General features: G+C 72.0%; 18 protein-coding genes. 16 read left to right on the top strand and 2 right to left on the bottom strand.

What is annotated here, in order from left to right; genetic code table 11:
- Window positions 1–96 precede the first annotated feature (96 nt).
- From AB0O76_RS13600 to AB0O76_RS13580, 5 genes are all read left to right on the top strand, one after another.
- The gene (locus AB0O76_RS13600; RefSeq protein WP_365489241.1) at window positions 97–1,557 is read left to right on the top strand and encodes an NAD(P)/FAD-dependent oxidoreductase; all 1,461 of its coding nucleotides are present in this window, start codon (window positions 97–99) and stop codon (window positions 1,555–1,557) included.
- Window positions 1,558–4,782 carry a ferritin-like domain-containing protein gene (locus AB0O76_RS13595; RefSeq protein WP_365489238.1) on the top strand — a complete coding sequence of 1,075 codons (3,225 nt, stop codon included), beginning with the start codon at window positions 1,558–1,560 and terminating at the stop codon, window positions 4,780–4,782.
- Between the two features lie 24 nt (window positions 4,783–4,806).
- Window positions 4,807–6,063 (top strand): cytochrome P450, encoded by a 1,257-nt coding sequence (locus AB0O76_RS13590; RefSeq protein ID WP_365489235.1) that lies wholly within the window; start codon window positions 4,807–4,809, stop codon window positions 6,061–6,063.
- 149 nt (window positions 6,064–6,212) lie between these two features.
- Window positions 6,213–8,114 carry a BTAD domain-containing putative transcriptional regulator gene (locus tag AB0O76_RS13585; RefSeq protein WP_365489232.1) on the top strand — a complete coding sequence of 634 codons (1,902 nt, stop codon included), beginning with the start codon at window positions 6,213–6,215 and terminating at the stop codon, window positions 8,112–8,114.
- 504 nt (window positions 8,115–8,618) lie between these two features.
- Window positions 8,619–11,477, top strand: a complete 2,859-nt coding sequence (locus AB0O76_RS13580) for an AAA family ATPase (protein WP_365489230.1) — start codon at window positions 8,619–8,621, stop codon at window positions 11,475–11,477.
- A 35-nt stretch (window positions 11,478–11,512) separates the two neighbouring features.
- On the opposite strand, the gene AB0O76_RS13575 is transcribed toward AB0O76_RS13580, so the two are convergent.
- The gene (locus AB0O76_RS13575; protein WP_365489227.1) at window positions 11,513–12,568 is read right to left on the bottom strand and encodes a class I SAM-dependent methyltransferase; all 1,056 of its coding nucleotides are present in this window, start codon (window positions 12,566–12,568) and stop codon (window positions 11,513–11,515) included.
- On the bottom strand, window positions 12,531–13,196 hold the full coding sequence (locus AB0O76_RS13570; protein ID WP_365489224.1) for a TetR/AcrR family transcriptional regulator: 666 nt from the start codon (window positions 13,194–13,196) through the stop codon (window positions 12,531–12,533). The genes AB0O76_RS13575 and AB0O76_RS13570 overlap by 38 nt, the downstream gene beginning before the upstream one ends.
- 170 nt (window positions 13,197–13,366) lie before the next feature.
- On the opposite strand from AB0O76_RS13570, the gene AB0O76_RS13565 reads away from it, so the two are divergent.
- From AB0O76_RS13565 to AB0O76_RS13515, 11 genes are all read left to right on the top strand, one after another.
- Window positions 13,367–14,836: an MFS transporter gene (locus AB0O76_RS13565; RefSeq protein ID WP_365489221.1), complete on the top strand. Its 1,470-nt coding sequence runs from the start codon at window positions 13,367–13,369 to the stop codon at window positions 14,834–14,836.
- A 224-nt stretch (window positions 14,837–15,060) separates the two neighbouring features.
- Window positions 15,061–15,675 (top strand): SchA/CurD-like domain-containing protein, encoded by a 615-nt coding sequence (locus tag AB0O76_RS13560; protein WP_365489218.1) that lies wholly within the window; start codon window positions 15,061–15,063, stop codon window positions 15,673–15,675.
- Entirely contained in the window at window positions 15,672–16,073 is a 402-nt protein-coding gene (locus AB0O76_RS13555) for a cupin domain-containing protein (protein WP_365489215.1), read from the top strand. Before AB0O76_RS13560 ends, AB0O76_RS13555 begins: the two co-directional genes overlap by 4 nt.
- Entirely contained in the window at window positions 16,070–17,335 is a 1,266-nt protein-coding gene (locus AB0O76_RS13550) for a beta-ketoacyl-[acyl-carrier-protein] synthase family protein (protein WP_365489212.1), read from the top strand. Before AB0O76_RS13555 ends, AB0O76_RS13550 begins: the two co-directional genes overlap by 4 nt.
- Entirely contained in the window at window positions 17,332–18,591 is a 1,260-nt protein-coding gene (locus AB0O76_RS13545) for a ketosynthase chain-length factor (RefSeq protein WP_365489210.1), read from the top strand. The genes AB0O76_RS13550 and AB0O76_RS13545 overlap by 4 nt, the downstream gene beginning before the upstream one ends.
- A 36-nt stretch (window positions 18,592–18,627) precedes the next feature.
- Window positions 18,628–18,867, top strand: a complete 240-nt coding sequence (locus AB0O76_RS13540; protein ID WP_361815651.1) for an acyl carrier protein — start codon at window positions 18,628–18,630, stop codon at window positions 18,865–18,867.
- The gene (locus AB0O76_RS13535) at window positions 18,864–19,355 is read left to right on the top strand and encodes an SRPBCC family protein (RefSeq protein WP_365489206.1); all 492 of its coding nucleotides are present in this window, start codon (window positions 18,864–18,866) and stop codon (window positions 19,353–19,355) included. Before AB0O76_RS13540 ends, AB0O76_RS13535 begins: the two co-directional genes overlap by 4 nt.
- On the top strand, window positions 19,352–19,693 hold the full coding sequence (locus tag AB0O76_RS13530) for a TcmI family type II polyketide cyclase (protein WP_360772621.1): 342 nt from the start codon (window positions 19,352–19,354) through the stop codon (window positions 19,691–19,693). Before AB0O76_RS13535 ends, AB0O76_RS13530 begins: the two co-directional genes overlap by 4 nt.
- 43 nt (window positions 19,694–19,736) lie before the next feature.
- The gene (locus AB0O76_RS13525) at window positions 19,737–21,014 is read left to right on the top strand and encodes an NAD(P)/FAD-dependent oxidoreductase (protein ID WP_365489203.1); all 1,278 of its coding nucleotides are present in this window, start codon (window positions 19,737–19,739) and stop codon (window positions 21,012–21,014) included.
- Complete coding sequence (locus tag AB0O76_RS13520; RefSeq protein ID WP_365489200.1) at window positions 21,014–22,354, top strand: cation:proton antiporter; 1,341 nt, start codon at window positions 21,014–21,016, stop codon at window positions 22,352–22,354. Before AB0O76_RS13525 ends, AB0O76_RS13520 begins: the two co-directional genes overlap by 1 nt.
- A complete protein-coding gene (locus tag AB0O76_RS13515) occupies window positions 22,266–23,036 on the top strand; it encodes an SDR family NAD(P)-dependent oxidoreductase (protein WP_365489197.1) in 771 nt (256 codons plus the stop codon). Before AB0O76_RS13520 ends, AB0O76_RS13515 begins: the two co-directional genes overlap by 89 nt.
- The last annotated feature ends 2 nt before the right edge of the window (window positions 23,037–23,038 follow it).

The following is a 23,038-nucleotide window of genomic DNA, read 5'->3' as shown; positions in this document are numbered from 1 at the left end:
TCACGGGCCGGGGTAGTACGAGCCGGACGATTCACGGGTACGGGCCGCGCGGTGGGGGATGTGGCGGCCGCGTGCCAAGCAGCAGACTCGGCTCCCGTGTTGATATCGAGCGGAAGGCGGACCGGCGGCGCCGTGGTCATCGGTGCCGGGATCTCGGGCCTGGTGGCGGCCCACGAGTTGGAGCGTCTCGGCCACCGCGTGGCCGTGCTCGAGGGCAGCGAACGGATCGGCGGCCGCATCCACACCCACCGCTTCGGCGCCGGGGACGACGCGGCGTACGCGGAGCTCGGCGCCATGCGGATCCCTCAGACCCACACCTTGACCATGCGGTACGTGGCGAAGCTGGGTCTGGAGTCCGCGCTGCGCCCCTTCTCGACGATCCTGAGCGACGAGAACAACTACCTGCCCACCGGGCGGGGGTTCGTCAGAGTCCGGGAGGCGGCCGGGCCCGTAGTGGAGGACCTGCGCAGGGACCTGCCCGTCGGCCGATACCGCCCCGCGACCGTCGTCTTCGGGGCGTGGCTCGCGGCCACCGTCCGGGTGCTCGGCCCCGGAGAGCTGCGGGACGGACTGGTCGGGGACCTCGCGGGACTGCTCGACCTCGCCGACGGGGTCGACCTCGCGCCGTATCTGCGCGGCCCCGCCGAGGACCGGATCGACCTCGGCCAGGTCTTCCGTGACCACCCCGGACTGCGGGCGGGCTGCGGGCGACGGCTTGAGGGATTCCTCGACGACATCCTCGTCGAGACGGGCCCAGGCCTGTGGTACCTCAGCGGCGGCATGGCCCAGCTCACCGACCGGCTCGCCGCGTCGCTGCGCGGACCGGTCCTGCGGCGCCAGGAGGTGACGGGGCTCGGCGTCAGGACCGGCGGCGTCGACATCCGGGTGCGCACCCGGCGCGGCACGCGGACGATGGCGTACCCGCTGGCCCTGTGCACGCTGCCGTTCTCCGTGCTGCGCGGCCTCGACCTCGACGGGTTCGACGAGGACAAGCGCGACATCATCCGCTCCGTCGAGTACGGGGCGGCGACCAAGGTGGTGCTGCACTGCCGGGAGGCGTTCTGGGAACGCGACGGCATTCTCGGCGGAGCCTCCGCCACCGGCGGACGGACCCGGCAGACCTACTACCCGCCGCGCGACGCGGGGCCGGGGCGCGGCGCCGTACTCCTGGGCAGTTACGCGATCGCCGAGGACGCCGATCTGCTCGGCAGCCTGCCGAAGGCGCGGCGCCCCGAGGCCGTCGTCGAGGAACTCGCCCCGCTGCACCCCGAGTTGAAGGAACCGGGCATGGTGCTCGACTCCGTGAGCGTCGCCTGGGGGCGCAACCCCTGGAGCCAGGGGTGCACCTCGCGCCGCTGGGGCAAGGACGCGGCCGCGCGGACCGTCGAGCGCCGTCGCGCGGCACGGCCGCAAGGCCGTCTCTTCTTCGCCGGTGAGCACTGCTCATCCTGCCCCGCGTGGATCAACGGAGCGATCGAGTCGGCGCTCGGTGCGGTCAAGGCCATGGACGCCTACGTCCAGGGGCCACCCCAACGGCACGACGATGCGGAGGATTGAGTGAGCGTCTTCGACGTCCCCCGGCTGCACTTCGCCGGCACCGCGGTGACCCGGCTGCCCACCGGGCCGCGGGGCGGCCTTTACGACCTGGCCCGCAATCAGGCCGTGACGGAGGACGGGCCCTACCCCGTGGACGGCCCGGTGGGGGAGTACCACGACCACCTCGGCCGGATCGGCGCCAAGGGTCACAACTTCGGGGGCAACGGGCACTTCTGGGTGGACGCTACCGTCCGCGGCTGGGAGCGCGCCCCCGGCGAGATCGACACCACCGACGCGGTGGTCGGCCGGCACGTCGACATGTGGGGCCACTACAACGACTACTTGGCCACGACGTACAACCGGGCCCGTGTCCTCGACGTCGACCCCGCGTCGAACTGGACCACCACCCTGATGATCGGCCAGTTCTGTTTCGGCAGGCTCGGCCGCTCCCACGACGTCGGCTACATGGCGGTCGGGGACGTGCGCGGCATGCAGCCACCGCACCGGCAGAACCCCCGGTACGTGCGTCCGGCCGAAGGGCGGCCACCGGACGCGCGGTTCAGCCGCTCCGTGGTGCACCAGTTCGCCGTGGACCGCGAAGAGGGCCTGGAATGGCTGGACGAGGCGGAGTCGTCCGAAGCGGCACGGCTGCTGCGGGAGCGCACCACGGGCGGCGGCGCCGACGGCCTCCTCGTGCGGTTCGCGCTCAGCAACATGGCGACGCCACAGGCCGAAGACGCCCCGGACTTCTGGCAGTTGAGGGGCACGATCGCGCCCTGGCACCGCGACGAGCCCCGCAACTGCCCCGTGGGGCGGCTGCTCAGCGCCCGCCGCACCCCCGGTCCACTGCACAGCGCGGCGGTCGAGGTGACCGACGAGCACGCCACCCTTGACCTGATCACCGCCGTGCCCGTCGAGTCCCGCAGCCCCGAGCCGGGCCCCGGCCCCCTTCACCGGCTCGGCCCCCGACTGGACGTCGGCGACCTGGAGTTGCGCACCAGTCACTCGGGCCGGCTCGTGGCCCGCGTCCCGAGGGCGGCGTATCTGGGGGACGCCGATGTGTCCGGCGGGCTCGTCACCGTACCCGTGGAGCGGGGCCGCACCGACGAGCCGCTGGTCCTGACCGGGCTGCGGGACGGCGGGCCGCCCGTGGTGCTGCTCACCGAGGAGGAGACGACGGTCGCCGTCGACGACGCGAGCCTCTTCCTGGAGCACCCCGACCGCAGGACCGGCGAGAGCCACGCCGTCGAGGTGGAGATCCGTACGTACCGCCTCGGGCGTCCCGCGGCCGTGCGCGATCTGAGGGTCGAGCAGTACTTCAACCCGAGGGCGCTGCCCGCCGATCCGCGCGCCAGCGCGCCCCGGGCCAGGAGCACCGACATCCGGACGCTTGACCTGCGGCCCGGCGGCCTCTACGACACGGGCCCGTACGCCGCGAGCTGCGTCATCGCCACCGACCGCGAGGGACGCGGCCGCCTCACCCTGCGGTCCGCGGCTCCCGGAGCGGCCCGGCTGCTGTTCCGGCCTGCCGCCGAACCGCCGCCCTGCGACCCCGCAGAACCGGGATCAGCCGCCCGTGGCTACGACAACGACGACCTGCTCGGCTACTGGCCCGCGATGGGCGCCATTGCGGTCCGTACGCTGCCCGACACCTGGCACCTCGACGACATCCCGCAGGACGCCATCACGCCCGAGCTGCTCTACCGCGAGGTGTTCGCCCCGTACGAACTGCTCTACTCCTTCATGAAGGACGAGATCTTCAGCCTGCGGGACGCCTGCAAGGTGGCCACCTATCCGCGCCTGATGTGGCTGATGTGCGACCCGCGCAACAAGGACAAGACCTTCTACATGCCGCCCACCCGCGACATGACAGGACCGCAGACCCGGCTGCTCCTGAAGTATCTGCGCGCCGACGAGAGCGGCCGCGCGGCCCCGCCCGCCTTCGTGCCCGCACGGGCCCGCGAGGGCGCCATCACGACGCGGCAACAGCTCTACGACGGTCTTCGCGAGGCGGCGACCATCGAACTGGCCGTCATGATGCAGTACTTGTACGCCGCCTGGTCCATCCCGCTGTACGAAGCGGGCCGGGAGTACGTGCGGCGCGGCGAGTGGAGCGAGGAGCAGTTCCGGCTCGCCTGCGGGGACGGCGGCGAGACGCTCAGCAACGGAATGCGCGGCAGCCTGCTGCACGTGGCCCGCGAAGAGATGATCCACTTCCTGGTCATCAACAACATCATCACCGCCATGGGACAGCCCTTCCACCTCCCCGCCATCGACTTCGCCACCGTCAACAGCGGTCTTCGGCTGCCCCTCGGGCTCTGTCTGGAGGGCTTCGGACTGAGCAGCCTGCAACGGTTCATCGAGCTGGAGCAGCCGCACTCGCTGCGGCGCGGCCTCGCCGACGACCCGGCGGCCGCGAACACCTCCACAGGGGGCGGGCTCTATCCGTACGACTCGCTGAGCGACCTCTACGAAGCCATCAAGGAGGGCATCCGGCGGGTGCCCGACCTGTTCCTCGTCGACCCCGGACGGGGCGGCGGCGAACACCATCTGTTCATGCGGGAGTCGGTCAACGCGGTCCACCCCGACTACCAGTTGGAGGTCGACGACGTACGCAGCGCGCTGTTCGCCATCGACTTCGTCACCGAACACGGCGAGGGCGGAGTCATCGACACGACCAAGCCCGACGGCGAAGCGCACTTCGACACGTTCCTTCGGATGTCCGATCTCCTGATGGCGGGCCATCTGAAGGACCCCGGCGACCGGCGCGCGCCCTGGACGCCCGCCTACCCGGTCCTGCGCAACCCGACGCTGCACGCCGCGAGCGGCGCGGCCGACCAGGTGACCGAGCCCGCGGCCCGGTCGGCGATGGTGCTCTTCAACCGCTCGTACTTCCTGATGCAGCAGCTGATGATCCAGCACTTCGGCTCCGCGGCGGACGCGAGCCTGCGGCGGTCGAAGCTGATGAACGCCGCCATCGACGTGATGACGGGCATGATGCGGCCGCTGGCCGAGCTGATCGTCACCCTGCCGTCCGGGCGGCCCGGCAGGACCGCGGGGCCCTCCTTCGAACTGGAGGAGCAGCCCGGCTTCCTGGCCCGCCCCGACGTCGCGAGGCGGTCCATAGCACTGCGCTTCGCGCATCTGGCCCGATCGGCCGAAGAACAGCCGGGGCTGCCGCCGCGGGTGGCCGAACTGATGCGGTACTACGCGGACTTCTTCCGGGAGTTCGATACGCGCGAGTAATACCGACCTGGGGAACGGAATCCGATGCAAGGGACTTTTCTCGAACGGCTCAGGAAGAACATCGAGGAACCGTACGCCCTCTACCGGGAATTCAGGGAGAACGACCCCGTCCACTTGCTGCCGGGGCGCGCGGGCGCCCCGGAACAGCAGTGGTTCGTGTTCCGCCACGACGATGTGGCCCAGGTGCTGACCGGCCGTCATTTCGGCCGCAGGGCCGCCGTCGGATACCGCGGATCAGGGCCGCCGCCCGCACTCATCCCGCCGGGATTTCCGCGGCTTGCCAGGAGTGTCGAGAACTGGCTCGTTTTCATGGATCCGCCGGCGCACGGGAGGCTGCGTTCGCTGATCGCCGACCGGTTCGCGGACCGGCTGCGCAGTGGTGAACTCAACGAGGCGGTGGACAGGATCACCGCGGATCTCGCCCGGGGTCTCGCCGGGCGGCCCACGGTCGAACTGGTCGACGATTACGCGGCCCCGCTGCCGCTGCTCGTGGTGCTTGAGGTGCTCGGGGTCGACCCTGCGGACCGGGAGGCGCTGCGCCGGTACGCGCTCGCGCTGCGCGAGGGGAGCAGCTTCCGCCCCGGCGACCGGGCGGCCCGGCTCGCGCGGGCGGAGGAGGCGGCGGGCCGGCTCGACGACTACTTCCGGACGGCGGTGCTCGACCGGCGCCGCACGCCCCGTGAGGACCTGATCGGCGAACTGGTCGCGGCCGACGACGGGAGCGGCCCGCTGACGGACGACGCGCTGGTGGGGACCTGTGTGCACCTGCTGACCTCGGGGCACGAGGCCACGTCCAACGTGGTGTCCAAGGCGGCGCTCGCGCTGCTCGACGCCCCCGCGGTCCTCGCCGAACTGCGGGCGCGGCCCGAGGCGCTGAGCGGGGCCGTGGACGAACTGATCCGCTACGACGCGCCGGTGCAGATGGTGACCCGGTGGGCCTACCGGGACGAGCGGGTCGGCGGGCGCGAGGTGCGCCGCGGTGACAAGCTCACGCTGGTCCTCGGTTCCGCGAACCGGGACCCCGCGCGCTACCCCGATCCCGACGAGCTGAGGATCGGCCGTGACGTCGGCCGGCACTTCGGCTTCGGCATGGGGATCCACCATTGTCTGGGATACGGCCTTGCCCGCGTCGAGACCACCAAAGCGCTTCAGTCCATCCTTGAATTACTTTCTGAGGTGGACACGACCGATGTGCGGGTCCGGTACGCGGACGACATCGTCTTTCACGGTCCCGAAAGGATTGAACTGAAGGTCCGTCAGACAGCCGGGCCCGAACGCTGAACAAAAGACAACGGACCCCTGTGTAGGGCCGAATTCAGCCAAAAACAACCTTGCCTCTATTGATCAAGTAGATCGCGGTATGCTGCGATTTGCCATCCCAATCGGCATACGCTCCGATACGTGAAGAGCAAGATTTGGGGGAAGTCCGTATGAGGTTTCAGGTCCTGGGGAACTTCGAGGTTCTCGCCGGCGATCAGGTACGAACGCCGAGTGCGCCAAAGCTGAGAAAGACCCTGGCCCTCCTGATACTGAGGCACAACCAAGTGGTGTCGACCAAGGAACTGATAGACGAGTTGTGGGGAATGCGGCCGCCCAGTAAAGCGGTTCGGGCCGTGCACACCTACATATACGAACTGCGCCGGGCCCTTGAGGAGCCGGAGCTCGGCGCCGACCCCTGTCGCCTGCTGACCCGGCCGAACGGCTACCTCGTCCAACTGCCGTGCAACGCCGTCGACCTGAACGCGTTCCGCGCCCTGGTGAAGGATGGCAGCGAGGCGCTCTCCGCGGGAAATCCGGCCCGCGCGGGACGGATGCTCGCCCGCTCGCTCTCGCTGTGGCGGGGCAGCGCCCTGGCCAATGTGGACTGCGGCGAACACCTCGAACCGCACGCAGCCGAGCTGGAGGAGAGCCGGATGCGCGCCCTGGAGCTGCGCATCGAAGCCGACTTCCAGCTCGGCAGGCACCAGCAACTGACCGCCGAACTCAAGGCGTTGGCCGCCGCGATGCCGCTGCACGAGGGGGTGTACGCGAAGCTGATCCTGGCCCTGTACCGGTCCAACCGGCGTGGCGAGGCGCTGAAGGTGTTCCAGGACCTGCGCCGGCATCTGATCAGGGAACTCGGACTTGAGCCCGGACCCGAACTCCAGCGGCTGCAGCAGGCCGTGCTCGCCGCCGACTCCACCCTCGACCCGCCGTCGACGCCCGAGGCACGGACCTCGGCCCCCGCCCGCTGGGTCGCCGTCGGACCGCCCGCCCAACTGCCCCGGGACAGCGTCGACTTCATCGGCCGTGAGGCGGTCGTCGGGGAGCTGGCCGGGACGCTGCGGCGCGGCGGTGCGAACGACACCGCGATGCCGCTGGTGTCCCTCATCGGCATGCCTGGCGTGGGCAAGACGGCCACCGCCGTCCACCTCGCCCACACCGTCCGCCGGGAGTACCCCGACGGCCAGCTCTTCCTCTCGCTGCGCGGCACGCGGGCCGTCCCGCTGAGCGCGATGGACGGCACGGAGCAGATCCTGCGCGGGATCGGGGTGCCGTCCGAGGAGCTGCCGACCACGCTCGCCGGGCGGATCGCGATGTTCCGCACCTGGTCGTCCGGCCGTCGTGTGCTCCTCGTGCTCGACGACGCCGACTCGATGGCGCAGGTCGACCCGCTGCTGCCGGGCGGCACGGGCTGCGCGGTGCTCATCACCGGACGTACGCGCCTTTACGGACTTCCCGGTGCCCGCAGCGTGCGCCTCGGCCCGCTCGCCGTCCCCGACGGCGTCGACCTGCTCGCCCGGCACGTGGGCCGCGAGCGGATCGCCGCCGAACCGGACGCGGCCCAGGGCCTTGTCCGCTTCGTAGAGGGCCTTCCACTGGCCGTCAACTTCCTCGGCGAGCGGCTCGCCGCGCTGCCCAACGCCAAGGTCTCCGCCGTGCTCGAAGGGATCGAGTCGGCCAAGGGCGTGTGCGGGCTCTCCGAACTGGCCGCCGTGGGCCTGGATCTGTACGGCCGGTTCGAGGCGAGCTTCAGCAGGCTCGACCAGGAGACCCGGACGATGGCGCTGCGCCTCGCGCTGATGCCGCGCCGCCGGTTCGACGTGGCCCAGGCGGCGCGGACGCTCGGCGTCGACAGTGCCGTCGCCGAGCTGCTGCTGATGCGCCTCTCCGACGCGTCACTGCTCGAGGCCGCCGGGCCCGAGGGGGCTTCCCCCGACCAACGGACGTACTGGTTCTCGGAGTTGGTGAGGGAGTACGCCACCGAGCGAGGATCGGACCGGGCACTCGCGTCGCTGCCACGGGTCGCAACGGGGTGCGAGGACCGGTTCCGGGAGGAGTCCTGGCGCTGAGGCCGACGGGCCGCGCTGATCCGTCGGGCCGCGCTGGGCCGCGACGGACCACGCGGCTGCGCGACCGGATCGTGCGGGGGCATGGCGGGTGGCGCGCCGAGGAGCGGTTGCGGGAGGAGTCCCGGCGTTGAGACCGACGGGCCGAGGGGAGCCGCGACGGACCGCGCGGGGGGCGCGGTGCAGGAGGGTGGCGCGCCGGGACCGGGTTTCGGCAGGGGTCCCGGTGCTGAGCCCGACGGGCCGCGCTGATCCGTCGGACCGCGGCGGCGCAGCCGGACCGCGTGGCGGCGCGGCGCACGGCGGGGGCGCCGAGGAGCGGTTCCGGGAGCAGTCCCGGCGTTGAGCGGCACGGTGGGCCGAGTGGCAGCGCGGCGGGCGGCGCATCAGCGTCGCCTGAGCGCTCCTTGACAGGCGGTGGTCAGCCTGGGGTCTGTCGTCAGGGCTCGTGGAGTCGCACGGCTCCCGGCCCGCGAAGGCCGCAGTGCGCGAACGGGGGGCGGGAGCATGACTGTCTGCACGGAGTTACGACGCCAAGGACCGGGCATCGGCCAGGACCCGCACTCGCGGGCCCTCTGGTGCGGGCACGAACGGCAGTGGGAGCGATTGTGCGAACTGCTCGACCGCGCCGCGGGATCGGGCGGCGGCGGCATCCTCCTGGTGGAGGGACCGCCGGGCGCCGGCCGCAGCAGGCTCCTCGCCGACGTGGCGCAGGCCGCTTCGGCGCGCGGCCTCTCGGTGGCCCGCGGCGCCGCCGACGAGGTGCGCAGCGCGGTGCCGCTCGCCCCGCTCGCCGCGGCGCTCGGCGCCGACCTCGACACATCGCCCGACGGGACCGCGTCCGTGTCCCGGCTGATCGGCCACCTCCGCTCGCACGTGGAGGAACGGCTGCGCCGCGCGCCGACCGCGGTCGTCATCGACGACCTCCAGTGGGCGGACCCGGCGACCCTTGCGGCCCTGGTCATGCTGGTCTCGCGGTTCGCGCCCCGGCCGCTGGTGTGGGTCCTCGCGCGGCGCGTGGGCGCCGGATCGCGGGCGGACGACCGGCTGTTCCGCCAGCTGCGGCTGGCCGCGGGGGCGGACCTCGTCAGCCTGGGACCGCTGCCAGGACCGGCGGTGCGGCAGATCGCCACCGAGGTGCTGGGCGCCGTACCCGCACCGGAGCTGATCGCCCTTGCCGACGGCGCTGACGGCAATCCGGCCGCGCTCGTCGCCCTGATCGAAGGGCTCGCCGAGGACGGCGCGGTGCACATCAGCGACGGCACCGCCCACTTCGCACCGCACGCCGAACAGGGCCGCCCGCCACGGCGGTTCGGGAAGCTCGTACGCGAACGCCTCGACATGGTCGGGGCGCCCACCCGGCTGCTGCTCGACGTGGCGGCCGTCCTCGGACCGTCCTGCGCACCGGACGACCTGTCCCACATGCTGGCCGACCCGGTGGCGAGCGTACTGCCGGCGCTCCAGGAGGCGCTGGACTCCCGCATCCTGGTCTGCGAGGGCGACAACGTGGCCTTCCGGCACGAACTGGTCAGGCTCGCCCTCCTGTCGACGATCCCCTCACCGCTGCGCTGCGCCCTGCACCGGCAGGCCGCGGACATGATCCTCGGGCGGGACGGCGGCCTCCTTTCCGCGGCCACCCACCTCGTGCACGGCGCGCGGTCCGGCGACGGCCGCGCGGTCGACGTGCTCGGCCGGGCGGCCGCCGAGATCGTCGCATCCGAGCCGGGCCCGGCCGCCGAACTCGCCCTGCGCGCCCTGGAGATCGCCGGTCCCGCCGAGCCCGCGCCGGACGCCGTCACGGACACCGCCGTCGAGGCGCTCACCCGTGCGGGGCCGCTGCCGCGCGCCGTCGCGCTGGCGACCGATGCACTGGCCCGGCCGATGTCCCCGGACCGGAGCACCTTTCTGCGGCACTGGCTGTCCACCGGGCTGCTGCTTTCGGGCCGCTGCGGTGAGGCGGTGGCCGCGGCCGAGCAGGTCCTCGACGGGAGCACCGGGCCGTCCTGGCCGCACGACGAGGCCCTGGCCAACCGGGTGTTCGGGCAGCTGGCACGGGACGGGGCCGCCGCTGCCCGTGCGGCGGACCCGGCCACCGGGACCGACCTGGCTGCCGAAGCGGGCGGCGACTCCGAGCAGCCGCCGGGACGCCTTGCCGCCCTGGCCGAGCTGCGCTGGTCGGCGGGCCGCACCGGCGAGGCGCTGAACCTGGCGCGGGAGGCGGTGAAACGGGCCGACAGCGGAGCCCCGGCACCCTGGCATCTGCCGCCCCGGCTGACCCTGGCCACCCTGCTGTGCAGGCTCCGGGAGGCCGACGAGGCGGGCGCCGTCACCGATGCGCTCGCCGAAGAGGCGCCGGCGTCCGGGACTTGGGCGCTCCGCGGTGCCTCGATGATCCTCGCATCGCGTGCCGCGCTGGCCCGCGGTCTGCCCCAGGAAGCGACGGAGCTGGCCACCGCCGGGCTCACGGCAGCCGAGCAGGCGGGAGTTCCCCTGCACGTGCCGCTCGGTCTTACCGTCCTTGCCGAGGCGGCGCTCTGGCGGGGTGAGATCCTCGCGGCCGATGAACAGGCCGGGCGGCTGCGGGACGCGGCACGGGAGTACGAGGGGGAGGCGGCCCGGATGGGCCGGGTGCGGGCCGACTGGATCACGGCGCAGGTCGCCGCCGCGCGCGCCGACCACGACGGCGTACGTGCCGCACTCGGCGACGTCCGCCGCGACCCGGAGGCGCTCGCACGGCTGCTCGTCGACGAACCGACGGCCGCGGTCTGGCTGATCCGCGCGGCACGCCCCGCGGGCACCCCCGAACTTGCCGACGAGACGGCCCGGTTGATCGCCGCACTCGCCGCGGACAACCCTGGTGTCTCCGCGCTGCTCGTCACCGCCGCGCACGCCCGCGGGGTGCACGAGGCCGACGCCGGTGCGCTGCGCTGGGCGGTGGACGAGCACCCCGACGCCTGGTCCCGCGCCTCCGCCGCCGAGGACCTCGGCACGCTGCGGGGCGACGCGGACAGGGAGGAGGCCGTCGCCGCCCTGGACCGTGCCATGGCCGGATACGCCCGGGTGGACGCAGGCCGGGACGCGGCCCGCGTACGCCGCAAACTGCGCGAACGCGGGGTGCGGCGCCGGCACTGGACGCACGCGGAGCGCCCCGACTTCGGCTGGGCGAGCCTGACCGTCACCGAACGCTCGGTGGCCGCGCTGGTGGCACAGGGCCTGACGAACCGGCAGGTCGCCACCCAGATGTTCCTCTCACCGCACACCGTGGGCTTCCATCTGCGCCAGATCTTCCGCAAGTTGGGCATCCGCTCACGGGTCGACCTCGCCCGGATGGACGCCGACGGCACCGGTGGCCAGGGGGCCAAGTAGCCGGGGCGTGGCCACCGGTGCCGTACGGGAACCGGTCAGACCACCCGCTCGGCGAGAAGGACGGACGTGGGCATGTGCGGTGCCTCGTGCCGGGAGACGATGCTGAGTCCGGCCGCCGCGAGCATGTCCTGCATCTGGTCGCCGTCGTACACCTGGCCCTCGGCGGTGATGATCAGCATCAGGACCGAGAAGATGCGGGCCACGCCCTCCGGGTCGGTGTCGGGGCCGCCGGGCACGAAGTCCTGGACGACCACCCGGCCGCCGGGCTTGAGGGCCTCGGCAGCCCGGGTCAGTAGCTCGACACAGCTGCGCTCGCCGAAGTTGTGCAGGACGTTGTTGAGCAGGACCAGGTCGTACGGACCGCCGTAGGGCGCGGTCAGGACGTCTCCGCTGAGCTCGGTGACCCGGTCGGCCACGCGCAGCCGTTGCGCGGCGGCCCTGTGCGTCCCCAGCACGTCGGGCCAATCAAGCAACGTCACGCGGGCCGCCGGGAACTCCGCGGCGAGCAGGCAGCCGTACAGTCCGCTGCCCGCGGCCAGGTCGAGGATGTCGAGCTCAGGGCGCGATACCGCCCAGGGGCCGAGCAGCCCGGCGGTGAAGCGGGCGCCCTGCACGGCGAACTGGCCGCTGGCCTGGGCGAATTCCCGCCAGAAGGGATGCTCGTCCTTGCTCTCGGACGCCAGTACGCTGCCGCCCGCGCGGACCGCGTCGGCGAGTCGGCGGTCGCCCTCCCAGAGGTAGTCGTGTGTCTGGATCCGGGCGGCGTCGCCGAAGTAGGTGTCCTTGCCGAAGACGAGATAGCGCTCCGAGACCGGGGTGAGCCGGTACTCGTTCCCGGTCCGGTCGAGCATGTCGATGCCGGTGAGGGCGTCGAGCAGGATGCGCGTCGCGCGCTCGTCGGCCTCGATGGAGAGGGCGACGGTGCGGGCGGTGCAGGGGCCGGTGACCAGCGCGTCGAAGACGTGCAGTTGAATGCCGGCCCGGAGTACCGCCGACTTGTGCACCCCGTTGAGGATCTTCAGGATCGGGGTGGGCGCGGGGGGCGCCGAGGCGTCAGGACGGGCGGCCGTGCTGGGTTCGTTTCGGGGCATGCCGAGTCTCCTCTGCGGCGGTGCTCGGTTGCAGGACGGGCAGAACCACTTCGTCGACGACGCGCTCGATGGTCCGGTCGTCGGGGGGCGTGCCGTTCATCAGGAAGTGCATGATGATGTGCGCGGGGCCGGTCCGCGCCGCGAGATCGGTGACGGCGGCGGGTGAGATCTCGCCGTTCTCGGCTGCGCGCCGCATGACGGCGAGGATCGCCTCGAGACGCGGCTCCACAAGGCGGGCGCGGAACGCCGCGACCAGTTCGGGGTGGCGGAGCAGATCGCCCATCAGGACCATGGCGGGCGGGCCGATCCGGCCGGATAGGGAGTCGTTCATCCGGTGCAGTGCGGCGAGCAGGTTCCCGCGCAGGCTGCCGGTCTCGGGCAACTCCTCGGTGACTGGGATCAGATGGGCGAACGCGTCGAGGAGCAGCTCCTGCGGGGTGCTCCAGCGGCGGTACAGCGCGGCCTTGCCGGTGCGTGCCCGCGCGGCCACGCCCTTGAGCGACAACCGGCCGTAGCCCACGGCCGCGCACTCGGCGATCGTCGCCGCGTAGATCTCCTCCTCCAGGGCCGCGCCCCGGCGTCGGGTGCGGACCGGATGCTTCTGCTCCGTCTCCTGATCGGCCGTCACCCGGCCCCCTTCCTCCTGGGCTGCGCGCCCGTCCCGGTGCTCGTGGCGGGGGACCTTCGCGCGCTTGTGCTCTCCATGCGGAATGGTTCTACCCTACTAAATAGAGAACCCTTTGGTCTACTATTTCGACGGGTGCCGTCCGGTGCCCCCTCCGAGAGGGGTGTATGACCATGAACACGACCGCCCGGAAAGGGCCTTCCTTCCTGGCCGCCATATCGGTGATCGCCGGCGCCCAGCTGATGGTGGTTCTCGACATCAGCATCGTGAACATCGCGCTGCCGAGCATCCGCAGCGATCTCGGCTTCGCCCAGGGCGACCTGCAATGGGTGCTCAACGGCTACACACTGACCTTCGGCGGGCTGCTGCTGCTCGGCGGGCGCGCCAGCGACATCCTCGGCCGCCGCTCCATGTTCGTCGCCGGCATCTGCGCCTTCACCCTGGTGTCACTGCTCGGCGGATTCGCCCCGGATCCCGGCTGGCTGATCGCCGCCCGCGCCCTCCAGGGCGCCGCCGGAGCCGTCATCGCACCGACCGCGCTGGCCCTGATCAGCACGACCTTCGAACAGGGAAAGCAGCGCAACACGGCCTTCGGCGTCTACGGAGCGGTCTCAGGATCGGGAGCGGTCATCGGGCTGCTGCTCGGCGGGGCGCTCACCGACTCGCTCGACTGGCGCTGGGTGCTCTGGGTCAACGTACCCATCGGGATCGCCATCGCCATCGGCGCGCACTACCTGCTGCCCCGTACGCCCGGAAATCCCGGACGCTTCGACTTCCCGGGCGCGTTCACCGTCACCGGCGGTCTCACGCTGCTCGTGTACGGGCTCGTCCGCGCCCCGGAACACGGCTGGTCGGACGCGTGGACCGTGACGTCGTTCGCCGCCGCCGTGGCCCTGCTGCTGCTCTTCGTCGTCCTGGAGGCACGCGGCAGCCAGCCGCTGATGCCGCTGCGGATCTTCGCCGACCGGGACCGCGCGGGCGCGTACGCGGTGGCCGTGCTCGTCGGCGCCTCCCTCATCAGCACGCTGTTCTTCCTCGCGCAGTTCGTGCAGGAAGTGATGGGCTACTCGCCGCTGCGCAACGGCGTCGCGTTCCTGCCCAACGCCCTGTGCGTGCTCGCCTTCTCCGGCCTGGCGGCCCGCCTCGTCACCCGGATCGGGGCCATGCCGCCGATGGCGGCGGGCGCCGCGTCGATGGCCTGCGGCCTGTGGTGGCTCTCGGGCATCGACATGAGCACGGAGTACGCGTCGGGGCTGCTGCCCGGACTGCTCCTGTTCGGCTCCGGGCTCGGCCTGCTGTTCGTGCCCATGGCCATGACCGCCGTCGCGGCGGTCGCCGATCAGGACTCGGGCCTGGCCGCAGGACTCCTCAACACCTCCCAGCAGGTGGGCGGTTCGGTCGGCCTCGCCTCCCTGAGCACGGTGGCGGCCGACGCCACCAAGGACGAACTGCCCCCAGGACGCCCGGCCCCCGGACAGGTCGCCCGTGCCGTCACCGAGGGCTGGTCCACCGCGCTGTCGGTGAGCGTCGGGTTCGTCGCCGTCGCCCTGATCATCACGCTTCTGGTGATCCGCGCCAAGCCGCAGACGTTCCAGGCACCCGGTGGCACGCGGCCCCGCGAGGAGGTCGAGACGGGCGGCTGACCCGGGCGCTGACCTGGCACCTTGTGTAAGCCCTGGGAGGTTCCTGAGAGCAGGCGTGCAGTCTCGGTCCGTCGGCATATTCCCGACGGACCGAAGACCGCTCGACCAGCTTCACGGGGGGAGCCACGCACATGGCACGCATCGCGCTGGGCATTCCAGTAGCTCATGGTCAAGAACCGCGGCTCGCAGGGCTGTTGGCACGACAGCCTTCCGGGCCGGCACCCGTGGCGACGTTCACCGCCGCGGGCACCGTGCTGCACATCGTCGAGAACGGCACCGGCACGGCGCACGGCCCGACACCGGACGAGGAACCGAAGGCGGACCCGGAGGCCGAGAGCCTGCTGCGCGAGTGCTGCCGCGTGCCCGCCACCCGCTCGACCCGCGGGTTCCTGCGCGCCACGGTGCTCGTGCGCCGGGCCCACTTCGCCCGGCCGCACGCCGGGCCGCACCCGCCGCACCGCCGCGCCCTGCTCTATCCCGTACGCCCGGGAAGGGCGGGGGAGTTATGGCGTCTCCTTGCCGCCGGCATCGCACCGGGAACCTCGCAACACCTTTCGTCCGCCCTGGTCAGCAGCACCGTCTACGCACGGGGCGACACCGTCGTGCGGTTCTGGGAAGCGACCGCCGACGCCGACGAGGAAGTCGGCAATCTCGTCCGAGTCGTCCCGTACTCGGGTCTCGGCGCCAAGCTGAACGACCTCCTGGACTTCGACCAGGACCTGACCACCGAAAGCGGCTTCCGCACCTTCTTCACGCGCTGTGCGATGACGCTCGCGCAACCGCTCCACCCGCACCCGTCCTTGCCGAGTGGCACCGCCAGGCCCGAGGAGGAAGCGTGACCACAACCCGCGTACCCGTCGTCTCCCTCGACGACGCACCGCCCAACCGCCGGCGCGGCGGCGATCTGCGCACCGTGCTCAGCCCGAAGTCCGTCGGTTCGACCTCCGGCTTTCTCGGAGTGGCGCTCATCGACCCCGGCGACCGCGTCGCGGAGCACTACCACCCCTACTCCGAGGAGTTCCTCTACGTCGTCCAGGGCTCGGTCACCGTCGACCTCGACGACGTACCCCATGAAGTCGGCACCGACCAGGGCCTGATGGTGCCCATCGGGATGCGCCACCGGGTGCGCAACACCGGCGACGTACCGGCCCGGATCGTCTTCCACCTCGGCCCGCTCGCGCCCCGCCCGGAACTGGGGCACGTCGACACCGAGACGCTGACCGAGGAGGCCAGGTGAGTCCCCGCCAGGCCGTCATCACCGGCATAGGCGTGGTGGCGCCCGGCGGGATCGGGACCAAGGCCTTCTGGAAGCTGCTCACCGACGGACGGACCGCGACCCGGCGGATCTCGCTGTTCGACCCGACGGGCTTCCGCTCCCAGATCGCCGCCGAATGCGACTTCCATCCGGCCGCCGAGGGGCTGAGCCCCCAGGAGATCCGCCGGATGGACCGGGCCGCCCAGTTCGCGGTCACCGCGGCCCGCGAGGCCGTCGCCGACAGCGGCATCGCGGACGAACTCCCCGCGCACCGCACCGGTGTGAGCCTGGGCAGCGCGGTCGGCTGCACCACGGGACTCGAGCAGGAGTACGTCGTCCTGAGCGACGGCGGCAAGCACCACCTGGTCGACCACCGCTACGGCGTGCCCGAGCTCTACGACTACATGGTCCCCAGCAGCCTCGCCGTCGAGACGGCATGGGCCTGCGGCGCGGAAGGACCCGTCAACCTCATCTCCACCGGCTGCACTTCGGGGCTCGACGCCGTCGCGTACGGCCGTCAGCTCATCGCCGAGGGCTCGGCCGACGTGATGATCGCGGGCGCCACCGACGCACCCATCTCGCCCATCACCTCGGCCTGCTTCGACGCGATCAAGGCCACTTCGTCCAGCAACGACGACGCCGAGCACGCCTCGCGCCCCTTCGACCTGGACCGAAACGGCTTCGTGCTCGGCGAGGGCTCCGCCGTCCTCGTCCTGGAGGAACGGGAGCGGGCGCAGGCCAGGGGAGCGCACATCTACGCCGAGGTCGCGGCCGGTGTGCACCGCAGCAACGCCTTCCACATGACCGGACTCAAGCCGGACGGCAGGGAGATGGCGGAGGCCGTGCGAGTGGCGCTCGACCGGGCCCGCCTCGACCCCACAGCGGTCGACTACATCAACGCGCACGGCTCCGGCACCCGGCAGAACGACCGGCACGAGACGGCCGCGTTCAAGCGCAGCCTGGGCGCGCACGCCTACGACGTACCCGTCAGCTCCATCAAGTCGATGGTGGGCCACTCGCTCGGCGCGATCGGCGCGATCGAGGTCGCGGCGTGCGCCCTGGCCCTTGAACACCAAGTGGTGCCGCCCACCGCCAATCTGCACACCCCCGACCCCGAGTGCGACCTCGACTACGTCCCGCTGACCGCCCGCGACCACACCATGGACACGGTGCTCTCGGTGGGCAGCGGCTTCGGCGGCTTCCAGACCGCGATGCTCCTCACCCGCGACCGGGGGAGCCGATGAGCGCGAGCACGGCCACCCGCACCGCCACCGCGACCGCGGTCGTCACCGGCCTCGGTGTCGCCGCGCCCAACGGCCTGGGTGTGGAGCCCTACTGGTCGGCCGTCCTGCGCGGCGAGAGCGGCATCGGACCGCTGACCCGCTTCGACGCCTCCGGCTACCCCGTACGGCTCGCGGGCGAGATCTCCGCGTACCGCACCGAGGAGCACATCCACGACCGGCTCGCCGTGCAGACCGACCGCTGGACCCACCTGGCGCTCACCGCCACCGAAGAGGCCCTCTCCGACGCCGGCGCGGACCCCGCCACGATGCCCGAGTACGACATGGCGGTGGTCACCTCGTCGTCGTCGGGCGGCACCGAGTTCGGGCAGCACGAGATCGAGAGCCTCTGGTCGCGCGGCCCGCGCTACGTCGGCGCGTACCAGTCGATCGCGTGGTTCTACGCCGCGACCACCGGCCAGATCTCCATCCGGCACGGCATGCGCGGCCCCTGTGGGGTGATCGCCGCCGAACAGGCGGGCGCCCTGGACGCGTTGGGGCACGCCCGCCGTGTGGTCAGAGAGGGCGCGCGGCTCGTCGTCAGCGGCGGCACCGACGCCTCGCTGTGCCCCTACGGCCTGGTCGCCCAGCTCTCCACCGGCCGCCTGAGCACCAGCGACGACCCCGAGCTCGCCTATCTGCCGTTCGACGCCCGGGCCCGCGGCCATCTGCCGGGCGAGGGCGGCGCGATGCTTATCGTCGAGGACGCGGAGTCCGCCGCGGAGCGGGGCGCCGCACACCGGTACGGGGAGATCGTCGGGCACGCGTCGACCTTCGACCCGGCGCCGGGCAGCGGACGCGAACCGGGTCTGCGCAGGGCGGTGATGAACGCCCTGATCGACGCCCGGATGGGCCCCGAGGAGATCGATGTCGTCTTCGCCGACGCGGCCGCCGTGCCCGAACTCGACCTGATCGAGGCCGAGGCGCTCGCCTGGGTCTTCGGGCCCCGCGGCGTACCGGTCACCGCGCCCAAGACGCTGACGGGCCGCCTTTACGGAGGTGCGTCACTGGACGTCGCCACCGCGCTCCTGGCCATCAGGGACGGCGTCGTCCCGCCGTCCGGCGCGGCGATCGTCCCCCGCCCCGAGTACGAGCTCGACCTCGTGGTGGGCGAGCCGCGGCCAGGACCCGTACGGACGGCACTCGTCGTGGCCCGCGGCCACGGCGGCATGAACTCCGCGCTCGTCCTGCGCGAGCCGGCACCGGGCGGCCGGGACTGACGCGGACCGCACCAGCACGTCAAGTGAGGAGAAGGAATGACTGAATTCACCATCGACATGCTGCGCGAGATCACCCGCGGCGGCCCCGACGAGGACGCCGACACCGACTACACCGCACTCGACTACGACTCGCTCGCCGTCCTGGAGATCCAGTCGCAGATCGAGAACGCCCTGGGAGTGACGCTGCCCGACGGAGCGATCGTCACCACGATGACGCCCCGCCAGACCGTCGCCCTCGTCAACGACCATCTGCGGAAGCGGGAAGTGAGCTCATGACCGCGCACACCGACAACAGCATCGTCATCGCCGCGCCGATCGAGCTGATCTGGGAGGTCGTCAACGACGTCGAGGGCTGGCCCGGCCTCTTCAGCGAGTACGCATCGGTCGAAGTCCTCGAACGCCGGGGCGAGACCGTCCGGTTCCGGCTCACCATGCTGCCCGACGAGCAGGGCAAGCAGTGGAGCTGGGTGTCCGAGCGCACCACGGACCCCGCGACGCACACGGTGCGGGCCCGTCGGGTGGAGACAGGACCCTTCGAATTCATGGACATCTTCTGGGAGTTCACCCGCGCCGACGGCGGCGTGCGGATGCGCTGGGTGCAGGACTTCCACATGAAGCCCGAGGCGCCGGCCGACGACGCGGCCATGACCAAGCACATCAACCACAACTCCGCGATCCAGATGGAGCTGATCCGCGACCGGATCGAGGCCATCGCCCGCTCGCGGACCTCATCGGACACCGGCGGAAACGGAGAGAACCGATGAACACCACCTTGATCGTCGCCCGCATGAAGCCGGGCAGCGAGGCCGACATCAGCAGGCTGTTCGCCGCGTCCGACGCCACCGAACTGCCCGACATCGTGGGGGTGCGCGAGCGCAGGCTGCTCACCTTCCACGACCTGTACTTCCACCTCGTACAGACCGAGGACCCGCTCTCGTCGACGCTCACGCCGCAGCACGACAACCCGCTGTTCACCCAGATCAGCGAGGCACTCGACGAGTTCATCACGCCCTATCAGGGGGCCTGGGGCAGCGTCGAGAAGGCATCCGCCCGGCAGTTCTACCACTGGCAGCGAGGCGTCGGCGTGGTCAGCAGGCCATAGCAGGACCGGCTTCTGACGAGCCGTCACGACAAGGGAGATCAGCGTGACCAACACTCCGAGCGCATACGACGTCGTCGTCATCGGCGGCGGACCCGCGGGCTCGACCACCGCCGCCCTCCTGGCGAGGGAGGGCCACCGGGTGCTCCTCCTGGAGAAGGAGAAGTTCCCTCGCTACCACATAGGCGAGTCCCTCATCCCCGGCTGTCTCGGGGTGGTGGAGGAACTCGGCCTGTGGGACCGGCTCGAACAGCTCGGCTTCACCAAGAAGTACGGCGGCACCCTCCTGTGGGGCGCCACCGACGGCACCTGGGACTTCCGGTTCAGCGACGGAAGCGGCTACGACTACTCCTTCCAGGCGCGCCGCGCCGACTTCGACGCCCTGCTCCTGACCCGCGCCAGGGAGCTCGGCGCCGACGTCGTCGAAGAGGCCACGGTCAAGGACATCCTCTTCGACGGGGACCGCGCCACGGGCCTGCTCTACACGGTCAAGGGCCGCGACGAACCGGTGCGGATCACCTCCCGGATGATCGTCGACGCCTCCGGCCAGGGCCGGGTGATGGGGCGCAGGCTCGACCTCGTCGAGTGGCACGAGGACCTGCGCAACGTCGCCGTGTGGAGCTACTTCCAGGGCTGCGGCCGGATCTCGGAGGAGAAGGCCGGCGACATCGTCGTCGAGAACATGTGGCAGGACGAGAACCCGCCGGGATGGTTCTGGTTCATTCCGCTCAGCGACGGCACCGTGAGCATCGGCTACGTCACCCGTACCAAGCTGCTCAAGGAGTCCGGGCTCAGCACGGACCAGCTGTTCGAGCAGGAGCTCGCGGCATCGGTGGAGGTCCGCAAGCTGACCGCGGACGCCACCCGGGTCAGCGCCTACCGCACGCTGCGCGACTGGTCGTACGAGTGCAACAAGTTCCACGGCCCGGGCTGGGCGATCGTGGGCGACGCCGCCGCCTTCGTCGACCCGCTGTTCTCCACCGGCGTCACGCTCGCCATGCGGGGCGCGCTCTCCCTGTCCACCGCGGTCGACACGGCGCTGCGCGAGCCGGCGAAGGAGGCCGAGCTGCTCAAGGAGTACGAGGACAACTACCGCACGTTCCTTGGCCATGTCCTGGACTTCGTCCGCTTCTTCTACAACGTCAAGATGCGCAAGGAGCAGTACTGGGAGGGCGCCCAGGACATCGTCGACCCCGAGCGGAAGATGCCCCCGAAGATCGACTTCGCCGCTCTGCTCTCCGGCATCACCGGCCAGGCGCCGAGCGAGGAGATCCTGCGCGAGGCGAAGCTGAGGAGCGAACAGATCCAGGCCAACCAGCCGTGATGAGCGCGATGCCCACGGAACGGCTGCTGCTGGCCGCCGCCGCGCTGCTGTTCGCCGTACGGGCCGTGCATGTGCTCGCCCGGCGGATCGGACAGCCCGCCGTGGTGGCGGAACTCTCCGTGGGCATCCTGCTCGGCCTCGCCCTGACCGGTGACATGGAGCGGGAGCTGCTCACCGAGCCGGTCCGCGAAGGACTCGCCGCCCTGGGCGGGCTCGGCCTGCTCCTGTTCCTCTTCGAGACGGGCTGCGCCACGGGGCACGGTCCATCGCCGCGGCACGGGCGGCGGATCCTGCTGATCGGCGGCGCGAGCTTCCTGGTGCCGTTCGCCGCGGGGGCCGCGGTCGCCGCGCTGCTCGCCGATGCGTACGGCCCGGGTTCCGGACGCTCCGTCGCCTTCGTGCTGTTCCTCGCCACCGCGCTCGCGGTGACCGCGCTGCCCGTACTGGCCCGCATCATGTCGGACTTGGGCCTCGCGGACACCCGCCTGGGGGTGACGAGCATCGGCAGCGCGGCCGTGTGCGACGCGCTCGCCTGGACGGTGCTCGCCGTGGCGCTCGCCGTGGACGGCAGCGGCGAGCTGGGGGAGGGGCTCGCGGGCCTGGCCGGCTGCGCGCTGTACACCGCGCTGCTGCTGACCCTGGGCCGCCGCCTGCTCGTGCGGCTCGCCACGGCTCGCGGCCCTGTGGCGGCGCATCCGGCGGCCGCGCTGCTCGCTGCCGGGATCCTGCTGTCCGCGTGGCTCACCTCGCTGCTCGGGGTGCACGCCGTCTTCGGTGCGTTCCTCCTGGGCTTCGCCCTGCGCCCCGTGGGCGACGTCGATCCGCTCGGCCCCGCCCGCGCCGTCCTTCGGCCGGTGGCGGTGCTGCTCGCGCCGCTGTACTTCGTGGTCAGCGGCATGGCGGTGGACCTGGGCGCGGTCGCGTCCGAGCTGTGGCTGCTCGGACTTCTCGGCGGGGTCGCCCTCGTCGGGAAGCTGGTCGCCGCGCTGGGGGCCGGTGCCCTCAGCGGCCTGAAACCGCGCGAATCGCTGCTGCTCGGCGCGGTGCTGAACACCCGGGGCGTCACCGAGCTGGTGATCCTGTCGATCGGCTTCGGCAACGGCCTGCTCGGCGCGGAGCTCTTCGGCACGCTGACCGTGTTCGCGCTGCTCGCCACGGCACTGACCGGACCCGTGCTGTCCCGGTGGGGCCCCGGGAGAACCCCGGGCACGGAACTCGCCCCGCCCGTATCCCTGTTGAGAGGAGACGACGATGGACCTGGGACTGCAAGGCCGGGTGGCGCTGATCACCGGCGGATCGACGAACATCGGCGCGGCGACGGCCGTGGCATTCGGCCGTGAGGGTGCCAGGGTCGCCCTGACCTACCGCCACCGTGCCGAGGCGGCCGAGAAGGTGGCGCGCGCGGTGAAGGAGGCCGGCGGACGGGCGATGGCACTGCCGTACGACCTCGCCGACGACGCGTCCGCGCGGCGCACCGTCGACGCCGTGCTCGACCGCTGGGGGACCCTCGACGTCCTGGTGAACAACGCCGCGTCCTGGGAAGGCCCGCCGCCGGGACCCCACTCGCCGCCCTTCGGCGACGGCGCGGACTGGGAGCCGGTGCTCGACGCCAACCTCACCGGCCATCTGCGGCTGCTGCACCACGCGCTGCCCCGGCTTCGCCGCAGCTCCGCGGGCCGGATCGTCAACGTGTCGAGCATCGTCGCGGCGCGCGGCGCGCACGGCACCACGGTGCTCGCCGCCGCCAAGGCCGGGCTGCACGGCGCAACGCGCTCCCTCGCCTGGGAGCTGGGGCCCGACGGCGTCCTGGTCAACGTGGTGATGCCCGGCCTCGTCCTGGACGGCAAGGACGAGGCGGAACGGTCCGGACTTCCGCCGCAGCTCCTCCAGGAGGTGCTGCGGGAACTGCCGACAGGCCGGCTGCCGCTGGCCCGGCACGTGGCGGACACCGTCGTCTTCCTGTGCTCGTCGGCGAACGGCGCCATCACCGGCGAGGTGGTGCGCGTGACGGGCGGCGCGTGACG

Source organism: Streptomyces sp. NPDC086554, assembly GCF_040686095.1.
Taxonomy (GTDB): domain Bacteria; phylum Actinomycetota; class Actinomycetes; order Streptomycetales; family Streptomycetaceae; genus Streptomyces.
Note: the sequence above shows the minus strand (reverse complement) of the source record. Positions and strands in the feature narration are given on the sequence as shown.